The following is an 11,532-nucleotide window of genomic DNA, read 5'->3' as shown; positions in this document are numbered from 1 at the left end:
ATTAATAAGTTAAAAACAGATCTAATTCTTTCTCTTGTACCGAACTTTCTCTTTAATAATTTCAATAACATCTACATTTCTCATTTTAGATTTTACCCAACCGTGAATGTCAATGTATAAAAGGGATCTTCTGTAATACTCATTGCCGGAAAAAAGTTCCAGTTTTTTATCAAATTCATGAAAAGATTTTATCTGTTTATCGGGCATTGCATCATTTAAATCTTTAAAGAATTTAATACTTTCAAAATGAAATTCATCAGGCTTCTTCATCTTTTTTACAAATTTCGATGTTGCTTTAATAAATTCATCATAATCTTCATCATTTCCGGACTCGTGTTTTGCCATTAAGATCAAAATCCTTGTATGAAACAGCAAATCTTCCTGTACATTTCCTTTTGAATCAATAACCTTTAAAGAATATTTTATTGACTCCTTAAACTTTTTACTGCCAAAAAACATAGCCGCCATTTTCAGGTATAAAATCATAAAATGGTGTTCATCGATTTTGTCGCGAAGTCTCTCCATTTTCAGCTCAATTTCAGGAATCAGTTTTGAACCGGAAAAGAACTCACCCTTTACGAAGTGAATGTTCATTAATGTATTGTAATGTGTCAGAAAAATAAGAGATTGCAGATTTTCATTTTGAGCAAAACTTGAAGACCGTACCCTGTCATTGAATTCCTTGAAACTGTTTTCCAGAATATCAATATTTCCATAGAGAAAAAGGATTTTCAGGAGATAAGTATTTCCTTTGATATACCACACAGGATGACTGATTATCATTTCTGGATTCCTGTGAAATAAATCAACCCACTGAAACGCATATTTCAACGTATATTTATATTCCTGCAACAACTGATTTTTCCAGACATGAGCTTTAAAATACCACAGTTTTTCTGTAAAATTTAATTTTTCAAAAGTGATTTTCTGAATCTGAGTATTAAAAATTTCCATGATCTCGGCGCGATCCTCATCGTTTTTTACATAGCCGTGCGTTAGCATTTCGCTGTATAGTTTAAGGGAAAGGTTTGATAATTCTGTAGCATAATGATTTTGCTTGCTGATCTCCGTAGACTGACGGATGAGTTCTTCTGCGCGACCTTCAATACTTCTTGTAATGAATTGTGATTCAATAACTTTTTCTAAATCTATGATTTCCGAGGCAATTGTTTTTTCGTCAAGTTCTAATGCTGACTGTTTCGTTTTATCTAAAATTTTCAAAGCCTGTTTATAAAGACCTTTCTGATACAAGATGTTAGCAAAATCCAGTTGCTCACGCAGTTGTATTCTGTAATTCTGGTGACTTGGGTTAAGTCTTAAGCTTACCAGAATCTGTTTGTAAAGATGAGCTTTCAGGTTTGAAAGTTGTTGTTTTGTCGAAATTTTCTTGTCAATGATAATATTTTCATCGTATTCCTTCATCTTATCAATTTCTGAAAACAGAAGAAGAAACTTTGCATCAACATTAATTCCAAGACGATTTACATACAGCCTAAATTGCCTTTTTTCTGACGTAGTTAATGATTTAATCAAAACAAATAAAAAATCTTTATGCAATTCTGCCATTGTAAATTTATAGAATTTAAAATATTGATAATTAGATAATTGTAATTAAAAAATAATATTTTGAGTATTGTATTTTTTATAAACTTTGAAAAGAAAAAAACGTTTCAACTCTCTAGTTTTGATTCAAAATTAAGTAAAAACTTCATTATGAATTCCGAAAAAGTTGAAATTTTTGATACCACGCTGCGTGATGGAGAACAGGTGCCGGGTTGTAAATTGAATACGGAACAAAAATTAATCATTGCAGAGAAACTTGACGAGCTGGGAGTAGATGTTATTGAAGCGGGGTTTCCGATTTCGAGTCCCGGAGATTTTCATTCCGTTTCAGAAATTTCAAAACTGGTAAAGAACGCAAAAGTTTGTGGGCTTACAAGAGCCAATCAGAAAGATATTGATACCGCTGCGGAAGCTTTAAAATACGCCAAAAGACCAAGAATCCATACAGGTATCGGAACATCCGATTCTCATATCAGATATAAATTCAATTCAAACAGAGAAGACATTATCGAAAGAGCAGTTCAGGCTGTAAAATATGCTAAAACTTTTGTGGAAGATGTAGAATTTTATGCCGAAGATGCAGGAAGAACAGATAATGATTACCTGGCAAAAGTTTGTGAAGCGGTAATAAAAGCCGGAGCAACCGTGTTGAATATTCCTGATACAACAGGTTATTGTCTGCCCGAAGAATATGGCGCAAAAATAAAATATTTAAAAGAAAACGTAAAAGGAATTGATAAAGCAGTTCTTTCTTGTCACTGCCACAACGATCTTGGGATGGCAACCGCAAATTCTATTTCAGGTGTTATTAATGGAGCGCGACAGATCGAATGCACTATCAACGGATTGGGAGAAAGAGCAGGAAATACGGCTCTTGAGGAAGTCGTGATGATTCTCAGACAGCATCCGCATTTACAATTACATACTGATGTTCAATCTAAAATGCTTAATCCTATGAGTATTCTTGTTTCTGAGTTAATGGGAATGCCGGTACAGCCGAACAAAGCTATTGTGGGAGCCAATGCTTTTGCACACAGTTCAGGAATTCATCAGGATGGAGTGATTAAAAACAGAGAAACATATGAAATTATTGATCCTGAAGAAGTTGGTGTAAGTTCTTCAAGTATTGTATTGACGGCAAGAAGCGGGCGGTCAGCGCTGGCTTACCGATTCAAACATATTGGTTTTGATGTTACTAAAAATGAACTCGACTTTTTATATCAGGAGTTTTTGAAAGTTGCTGACCGTAAAAAAGAAGTCAACAACGATGATTTAAGTTTAATTATCGAAAATGTGACGAGAAAAATAGGGTAAAGGATTGATTTTCTTTTAGATATATATAATTAAAATGAGCAACTATAAAAAAACACTTTTTGACAAAGTCTGGGATGCGCACGTAGTAGAAACAATTCCCGACGGACCTCAAATTATATACATTGATAAACATCTGATTCATGAAGTGACAAGCCCACAAGCTTTCGCAGAACTGGAATCCAGAAGTTTAGAAATTTTCAGACCGAAGCAAATTGTGGCTACAGCCGATCATAACGTTCCAACGTGGGATCAGGATAAACCGATACGCGACGATTCTTCCAGAAATCAGGTTGAACAGCTAACTGAAAACTGTAAGAAAAACAATATCGAACTGTATGGTTTAGGTCATCCCTATCAGGGAATTGTTCACATCATCGCCCCGGAATTAGGTGTTACACAACCCGGGATGAGCATTGTCTGTGGTGACAGCCATACGTCTACTCACGGCGCTTTCGGTTCTATTGCTTTTGGAATCGGGACAAGCCAGGTGGCGCAGGTTTTTGCAAGCCAGTGCTTACTGTTGAATAAACCGAAATCGATGAGAATTACCGTAAATGGTAAATTAAATAAAAACGTTCAGCCAAAAGATGTTATTCTCTATATCATTTCTAAAGTCGGAACCGATGGCGGAACAGGGTATTTCTGTGAATATGCGGGAAATATTTTTGAAGAAATGTCGATGGAAGGCAGAATGACCGTCTGCAACATGAGTATCGAAATGGGTGCCAGAGGAGGAATGATTGCTCCTGATGAAACGACATTTAATTACGTAAAAGGAAGAACCTTTGCACTAAAAGGTGAAGGATGGGAAGAAAAAGTAGAATACTGGAAAACTTTGAAGACAGATGATGACGCAACTTTTGATGCAGAATTTTCTTTTGATGCTTCAGAAATTTACCCGATGGTTACGTACGGAACCAATCCGGGAATGGGAATTTCGATCAGTCAGAATATTCCGAATCCGCAGAATGATTCTGAGGAAAAGGCACTGAAATATATGGGATTAAAAGCCGGACAGGCACTTTCTGATATTAAGGTGAATTATGTTTTCATCGGAAGCTGTACCAATGCAAGAATTGAAGATTTCCGGTCTGCAGCAAATTATATTAAAGGAAAAAGAAAATCAGAACATGTGCAGGCTTTAATTGTTCCGGGTTCACAACAGGTTGTAAAACAGATTTTTGAAGAAGGCTTAGATCAAATTTTCAACGAGGCAGGCTTCCAGATAAGACAGCCGGGATGTTCAGCATGTTTAGCGATGAATGATGATAAAATTCCGGAAGGTGAATATTGTGTATCGACTTCCAACAGGAATTTTGAAGGACGACAAGGGCAAGGCGCAAGAACAATTCTGGCAAGTCCGTTGACTGCCGCAAAAGTCGCTATCGAAGGAAAAATTTCGGTTTTTGAAAACTGATGATAAAGTGAATTTTACTTCGTAAATGAATTGTCAATGGTGAATTTTTAGATTGACTATTGACTCACAAGTGAAATTCACGATTCACTTTCCTAGCCCCGATAGAAACGGTTACCCCACAGCAGGTGAAGGCAAAAGCCATGGAGCGAGGAGTATGAGTGGATAGCGGGATAAGCTCCTGAAAAATTAATAAATAATTAAAGCTAATTGATTCAGAAAAAATGCAAAAATTAATCACAATAAAATCCACGGCGATTCCTTTGCCGGTAGAAAATATAGATACGGATCAGATTATTCCGGCGAGATTTTTAAAAAGTATCAATAAAAAAGGGTTTGGCGAAAATCTTTTCAGAGACTGGCGTTATGATGTTCACACAAATGAACCCAACATCGATTTCGTTTTAAACAATCCGAAATATTCAGGAGAAATTCTGGTTGCGGGAAACAATTTCGGTTGTGGAAGCAGCCGTGAGCATGCAGCTTGGGCGCTGACGGATTATGGTTTTAAAGTCGTTGTTTCCAGCTTTTTTGCAGATATTTTTAAAGGGAATGCATTGAATAACGGTTTGTTGCCGGTAAAAGTTTCTGAAAGTTTTTTAAAGGAAATTTTAAATGATATTACAGCAAATCCTGAAAAAGAAATTTTTGTAGATGTTGAAAAACAAACGATTACTTTTAACGACAAAACAGAAAATTTTGAAATAGATTCTTATAAAAAAATATGCCTGTTGAACGGTTACGATGATATCGACTTTTTAATCAGTAAAAAACAGGCTATTAATGAGTTTGAATTAAAAAAAACACAAAAAGTTTATGAAAACTAACTTTAAAATTGCAGTGCTTCCGGGAGATGGAATCGGACCGGAAGTAGTAAATGAAAGCATTAAAATTTTAGATGCGATCGCGGAAGCTTTTCACTACGAATTTGAATTTAAGTACGGATTGATGGGTGCTGAAGCGATTTATAAAACAGGAAACCCGCTGCCGGATGAAACGCTGCAAATTTGTAAAGAATCTGATGCGGTGCTTTTCGGAGCGATCGGAGATCCTTCTTTTGATAATAATCCTGACGCAAAAGTACGTCCTGAACAGGGGTTGCTGAAGCTTCGTAAAGAACTTGGCCTTTTTGCAAATATTAGGCCTTTAAAAACATACAGTTCTCTGATTGAGAAGAGTCCTTTAAAAAAAGAAATTATTGAAGGGACTGATATTCAGATTTTCAGGGAATTAGTGAGCGGAATTTATTTTGGCGAAAAATTTACCGATGAAGAAGCTGGTTACGCTTATGATATTTGTAAATACAATCGTGATGAAATTTCCCCGATTGTTCACATGGCTTTTCAGGAAGCACAAAAGCGCAGGAAAAAATTGACTTTGATTGATAAAGCGAATGTCTTGGATACTTCAAGGCTGTGGAGAAAAATATGTAAAGAAATTGCAGTAGAATATTCTGATGTTGAACTTGATTTTATGTTTGTTGATAATGCTGCCATGCAGCTAATTCTGAATCCAAAACAGTTTGACGTTATTGTAACAGAGAATATGTTTGGTGATATTATTTCGGATGAAGCAAGCGTAATCGGCGGTTCTATCGGTCTCCTCCCATCGGCTTCGATAGGTAATGGAAATGCACTGTTTGAACCCATTCATGGTTCTTATCCGCAGGCAAAAGGAAAAGGAATTGCCAATCCGATTGCTTCTATTCTGAGTACGGCGATGATGCTTGATTATTTAAAACTTGAGCAAGCTGCAGAGAAATTGAGACAGTCTGTAGAACATGCCATTGAAAATAAATACGTAACGGTAGATCTGAATGCTGAACAACCTTATTCTACAAGTGAAGTAGGAAGTTTTATTGCAGATTTTATTAAATATTCCGAGAAATCATATTACAATTTTGAAAATGTAAAGCTCGGAAAATCTACGATTGTGTGATTTTATCAATACAAATTTCGCTTCGCTTAAAATTAGATAATAGTGAAGAAGTCCATAAATTCATAAGGCGGAGCGAATTTCTTTCGGTTTGATTTTTATTTGTATATTTTTTTTCTGAAAAAAGGTTCCGTTTCTTTTGACGCGGAACCTTTTATTTTTATTCTTCTGTATTGTCGGTCTTACCGGATGTATTGTTTTTTGAAGATTTCTGAACATCTTCTTTATCTACATCAGAAGGATTTGTCTTTTTTGATGATGCAGGAATATTAGGGAAATCCTGATTTTGTTTTTTTGTTTCTGCAGCGTTTGCAGATTCTTGCTTTTTGTCTTTTTCCTGTGAATCCATAGCTTTTACGTTTTACAATTTTAGAATACCCAGCTTTCCGGTCTGGTCTTCTATCTTGTAATTCAAAGCCTTTGCCAAAACAAAAATAGTATTAAGATTTTCCATTAATTGTTGGCGACCTTCGTTTCTCAGCTTGTTTTGATCGATTGAATTAATAGCTGTAGTCTTAGCCTTTTGCGTTACATTTTTAATGTCTTTTTCAGAAATTCGGTTAAAAAAAGAATCATCAAGAGATTGAATTTCAACACTTGGGGTAATTCTTATTTCTGCTTCCGGCAATTCTGTAATAATGAGTTTTTTATTAATCGAATCAACATCAATTTTCATCTTATTAAGATCATAAGAAACCTGCGCATTGGTTTTGGTGTAGGTAATAATGCTGTTGCTGGATACTTCCTTTCCGAAAAATTTATAACCCATTTTGGTTTTCTGTATTGATGAAGTATTTTGCTCAAGCACCACCATTTTATTCATCTTTGAAATCTGATTGGTCAGAATATAATAATCTGATTTTTCGGTTTTCTCAGCAGGATTCAAACAAGATCTGAAGCTGAAAAACAGGATGAGCATTAAAATGACACCCGCCAGAAACGGTAATATTATTTTTAAATTTCTCAAGATTTATTTGTTAAAAATTTCTTTGATTACTGATGTATCATCTTTTTTTAAAATTTCAACCAGATCCCTTTCAATATATCCGGTAGTAGGCATTTCTATGATTCTTCCGGCTTCTTTACCATATCTTTCTAAAATGATCGTAGGAACTTTCTGAATATTATAGCGTGCTTCATCTCCCGTAGGCGATTCTTTTTTGCGGTTTACAGCTATAATAGTAAGTTTACTTTCAGGATATTTAACCTCCTCAAGAATTTTCATCAGCCTTGGGAAATCTCTATGGCTGTCTTCGCACCAGGTTCCCATAAAAACGACAATATTATAACTATTAATTTTATGTTTTCTGAGTTCGCTGATAGCCTTCTGATCAAGCGCATACTCGTCATGTTCTTTCACGTACCAGTCTGCATACGGAGCTTCAAGAAATTTTTCTTTAAGCTGGTTTCCTAAAAGCATTTTACCATCGCTGGTGGTTTCCACTTCACGCCCGACAACAACTTTCTGTGCAGAAATTTGCTGAACTGTCATTAATAAAGCTGAAAAGACAACAAGATTTGTAATAATTTTTTTCATGTTATTTTTCAATAATGTTTTTTAAATCCGCCGGAGAATAATATTTATTTTTCAGAACCTTATGATCTGCTTTTCTGTAAACATTAAATTTTTCACCGGATTTTTCATAAAAAGATTCTACGTCTTTTGCTTTGTAGAATTCAACAGTTTCCTGGGCCTGCTCTTCATTATCACACGCTTTCGACATATTGGATCGCTGAACTTCGTTGAAAAGCTCTACAAATTTATTGCCAAGCCCGAATTCCAGAACCGCACCGCTTAAAACATACTGCAAATCACACAATGCATCGGCAATTTCTACGATATTATTATCGGCAATAGCCTGTTTCAATTCGTTCAGTTCCTCCTGTAAAAGTTCTACTCTCAGATTGCATCTTTCAGGTGAAGGAATTTGCGGAGTTTCTAAAATAGGGGCTTTAAAAGTGGTGTGGAATTCTGCTACCTGGTTCAGACTGTCAATTTTATCCATGAATTTTTTTTATTTATGGCAAAGATAAAAATAAGGTTTCAGAAATATGGATTCATGACTTAGGTTTTTACGATTTAATGAAAAATGATTAGTTGTCAATTGTCAATAATGAACTTTTATTTTTAGTCATTAAAGAAATACCATTTATTACTCATTACCCATAAAAAAGACTGCCCGTTTCCGGACAGCCTTTTTCTCAAGGTTTAATTGAATAAGCTATTAGTTTTTAATGAATCTCTTGGAAGTTCCGTCGATCTGAATCAAATAAGCCCCTTTGATAAGGCCGCTCACATTTACAGAACCTCTTTCAAGTTTTCCTGAATTGATTAGTTTTCCACCCATGTCGAAGATCTTGTAATCTTCCGCTTTCGTATTTGAGATATATAAAATGTCTTTTACAGGGTTAGGATACAATTTAATATCTGTGATGAGATCTTTAGTATCTGTTTCACTTCTTCCGGATGATACAATATTTAAAGTATAATCTTCTACCTGTCCGTAGGTGTAATTACCGCAAGACGATGAAGGAAGAGAACTGTATTTCATCATGACGCGCATTCTTGTAGTTCCCAATGTTGCTGTTGAAGGAATTGTGATAGAACCAGTTGCCGGACTTGTGGTTGATCCTGTTTTAGACCATGCCAGTTCTCCGCTGTCTGAAAAATCTCCATCTCCGTTGTAATCGATATAAACAGCGTAAGCTTCACTGTAGATAGTTGATGTCCACACTGGAGTTACAGAAATGGTGTAAGATGTCCCTCTGGTAACACTTGTAGAAACTGAAGTAAAGTCTTCATAACCGGATGTTCCTGTGGAAGTATTATTAATTGTTCCGAATTTTACGTTACCGATTCTCTCATCTGCTGTATTGGTAGCTGAGGCTGAGCAATAAGAAACCGTACTTCCTGCGAGTGTTGTTACGCTTACAGTATTGCTGGAAGATGAAATATTTCCCGCTGCATCTTTTGCTCTTACAGAGAAACTGTATGTTGTAGAAGGAGTAAGGCTTGTTACGGTATAAGAAGTTGATGCTGTAGAACCGATCAGTGAAGTTCCCTGGTAAACATTATAACCTGTCACCGCCACATTATCCGTTGCGCCAGACCATGATAAATTTGTGCTTGTTGAAGTAGTCCCTGAAGCAGTTAAAGTTGGTGCTGTCGGAGCGGTTGTGTCTGCTGTTCCGGATCCTGCATTTACTGTGATATTGGCGTTATTAACATCAAAGAAAATATGATTGGATCCTTTTACCATAATTCTTCCGGTCGTAGTAGACGAATTAGGAATCGTTACTGCCTGAGAACCATCGTTAGGCGTTCCTGCGAGTAGAGTAGTCCAGGTATTTCCGCTGTCTGTAGACCAAAGAATATCAACATTAGCAGCATTTACACCGTTTGCGGTAGTTCCTGCTACGTTCCATGTTACCGTTTGTGAAGTTCCTCCGGTATATGTTGTTGCTGAATTTTGTGAGCTTACACTGAAAGGTCCTGCTGTTCCGTTTACGGTAATTACCGCATCATCCGAATTGTTTCCGGATCCGCCGGCTCTGTTGTCGCGAACGGTAAATCTAAAATTATAAGTTCTTGCAACATTAGACAGAGCTTCCACAGTAATTTCCGAGCCGGCTGTTGTCGTAGCTCCGGCTAGCACAGATGCCATTCTTGGGAAATATCTTACCGGACTTGTTTGTGGAGTCCATGATCTAAAAGTTGGCCCTGAAGATTTGGTGGCGCTCGCTGCTGAACTCGATCCCGTTTGAGATGACGAAGCATTATCCATCTGCTCCCAGATATAAGTTAAAGAATCACCATTGGCATCCGTTCCCGTTCCTGTTAACATAAATGGCGTTCCTTTCGGTATGGTATAATCTGATCCTGCATTGGCTGTAGGGATTGAATTCCCGGTATTTGTACTGACAGGACAGGTTTTAGCTTTAATATTATTGGTAATCTGCTGAATACTGATCGCATGAAAGAAAGCATCAGAATGCTGCTGAATATCCTGACTTGTAATTCCTGCATATCCCATAATGGTTGATCCTGATCCTGGTTCCATATTGGCACCGGTTCCTTCATTACTCATAGAGAAAGTATGGTTTCCTCCAAACTGATGGCCCATCTCATGTGCTACATAATCAATATCGAAATTATCCCCCGAAGGAATTCCGTCTGCCGGAGAAGTGTATCCGCTTCCTTTAGATCCGTTGGTGCATACGCAACCGATACATCCCGCATTTCCACCACCACCTGTAGCTCCGAAAAGGTGACCGATGTCGTAGTTGGCTTCACCAATAACGGATGTTAAAGTAGACTGTAATTGAGAATTCCAGTTATTCATTTGTGAAGCTGAAGAGTAGGGATCTGATGATGCGCTGGTATAGATTACAGAATCATTATTGGAAATCAGAACCATTCTTGCCGAAAAATCTTTTTCAAAAACTCCGTTTACACGGGTCATTGTATTGTTCATTGCGGCTAAAGCATTTGCTTTTGTCCCTCCGAAGTAGGCTGTGTATTCTCCTGTACAGGATAATGCCAGTCTAAAAGTTCTTAATTTAGCATCATCAGCATTAGGTCTTGCTGTTATGTCGCTTGACGTTGCAGCTCCTTTCTGGGCAACATCAAGAACGGTGCATTCGAATTTATCAAGATTATCCTTTTTGTCAGATTTTTTATAAACGACATAAGTAGAAAGATCTTTTGTGTAGGGTTCAATGAAAACCGCAGATTTGTCACCGTAGATTTCCATGGATGAAAGTCCTAGCGGAGAAACGCTGAAATAAACGGTTGAAGAAGAATTTTCCAGGCCTTCTCCAACATATGATTTAATATCAGGATATTTGGCTGCAAGCTGAGGATCGAAATTGGAGTTTTCTCTGATCTTGAAATTTTCCATCTTTCCTTCAGCATTCGGAAAAGAAATGATTATTTCTGATTTCTCTCCGGCTGCAAGTCTTTTAGGCGCTTTAGCGAGTACATTTTTTAATCCGTTAATATCGAGACTGTAAATTCTGGGATTAATGATATTGCTTTTATTCTCAAAGATCTCAGAAGTTGTTTTTTCTGAACCTGCTGACCATAGACGGTCTGTCTGACCGAAAGAAATACCGGAAAGGAATAGCATTCCTAACAATGATAATTGTTTTTTCATATATATTCTTTTTTGATTGTGGAATAACAAATCTAATAAAAATTATATTACGAAAAACAAAATTTTTTAAGATAATTTTAGATATTAGATATAAATAATTATGTATTACATTGAATAATAACCATAAATACTCTATTGTTTAAATAAAAA

The 11,532-nt window shown here is 36.4% G+C and carries 10 protein-coding genes; 4 read left to right on the top strand and 6 right to left on the bottom strand.

Annotated elements, in window-relative coordinates:
• Positions 1 to 21: 21 nt before the first annotated feature.
• Positions 22 to 1,566 carry a hypothetical protein gene (locus BLR30_RS05125; protein WP_089855744.1) on the bottom strand — a complete coding sequence of 515 codons (1,545 nt, stop codon included), beginning with the start codon at positions 1,564 to 1,566 and terminating at the stop codon, positions 22 to 24.
• Positions 1,567 to 1,713: 147 nt separating this feature from the next.
• Between BLR30_RS05125 and BLR30_RS05120 the strand changes: the two genes are divergently transcribed.
• The 4 genes from BLR30_RS05120 to leuB all read left to right on the top strand — a co-directional run bounded on the left by BLR30_RS05120 (position 1,714) and on the right by leuB (position 6,229).
• Complete coding sequence (locus tag BLR30_RS05120) at positions 1,714 to 2,877, top strand: 2-isopropylmalate synthase (protein WP_089855740.1); 1,164 nt, start codon at positions 1,714 to 1,716, stop codon at positions 2,875 to 2,877.
• A gap of 34 nt (positions 2,878 to 2,911) precedes the next feature.
• Positions 2,912 to 4,294 carry a 3-isopropylmalate dehydratase large subunit gene (gene leuC, locus BLR30_RS05115; protein WP_089855735.1) on the top strand — a complete coding sequence of 461 codons (1,383 nt, stop codon included), beginning with the start codon at positions 2,912 to 2,914 and terminating at the stop codon, positions 4,292 to 4,294.
• Between the two features lie 221 nt (positions 4,295 to 4,515).
• Entirely contained in the window at positions 4,516 to 5,118 is a 603-nt protein-coding gene (gene leuD, locus BLR30_RS05110; RefSeq protein WP_089855731.1) for a 3-isopropylmalate dehydratase small subunit, read from the top strand.
• Positions 5,108 to 6,229: a 3-isopropylmalate dehydrogenase gene (gene leuB, locus BLR30_RS05105; RefSeq protein ID WP_089855729.1), complete on the top strand. Its 1,122-nt coding sequence runs from the start codon at positions 5,108 to 5,110 to the stop codon at positions 6,227 to 6,229. Before leuD ends, leuB begins: the two co-directional genes overlap by 11 nt.
• Positions 6,230 to 6,386: 157 nt before the next feature.
• Here leuB and BLR30_RS05100 read toward each other — a convergent pair whose 3' ends face one another.
• The 5 genes from BLR30_RS05100 to BLR30_RS05080 form a co-directional block, all read right to left on the bottom strand.
• Positions 6,387 to 6,575 carry a hypothetical protein gene (locus tag BLR30_RS05100; RefSeq protein WP_089855727.1) on the bottom strand — a complete coding sequence of 63 codons (189 nt, stop codon included), beginning with the start codon at positions 6,573 to 6,575 and terminating at the stop codon, positions 6,387 to 6,389.
• A gap of 12 nt (positions 6,576 to 6,587) precedes the next feature.
• Positions 6,588 to 7,193: a DUF4230 domain-containing protein gene (locus tag BLR30_RS05095; RefSeq protein ID WP_089855724.1), complete on the bottom strand. Its 606-nt coding sequence runs from the start codon at positions 7,191 to 7,193 to the stop codon at positions 6,588 to 6,590.
• A 3-nt stretch (positions 7,194 to 7,196) separates the two neighbouring features.
• Positions 7,197 to 7,763, bottom strand: coding sequence for a TlpA family protein disulfide reductase (locus BLR30_RS05090; RefSeq protein ID WP_089855719.1), 567 nt, complete (start codon positions 7,761 to 7,763; stop codon positions 7,197 to 7,199).
• 1 nt (position 7,764) lies between these two features.
• Positions 7,765 to 8,232 (bottom strand): pyrophosphohydrolase domain-containing protein, encoded by a 468-nt coding sequence (locus BLR30_RS05085; protein ID WP_089855716.1) that lies wholly within the window; start codon positions 8,230 to 8,232, stop codon positions 7,765 to 7,767.
• Positions 8,233 to 8,451: 219 nt separating this feature from the next.
• Positions 8,452 to 11,382 (bottom strand): reprolysin-like metallopeptidase, encoded by a 2,931-nt coding sequence (locus BLR30_RS05080; RefSeq protein ID WP_089855713.1) that lies wholly within the window; start codon positions 11,380 to 11,382, stop codon positions 8,452 to 8,454.
• Between the last annotated feature and the right edge of the window lie 150 nt (positions 11,383 to 11,532).

It is taken from the genome of Chryseobacterium taeanense, from assembly GCF_900099685.1.
GTDB classification, from domain to species: Bacteria; Bacteroidota; Bacteroidia; order Flavobacteriales; family Weeksellaceae; genus Chryseobacterium; species Chryseobacterium taeanense.
The sequence above is the reverse complement of the archived record's forward strand: the minus strand, read 5'-3'. Positions and strand labels throughout refer to the sequence as shown.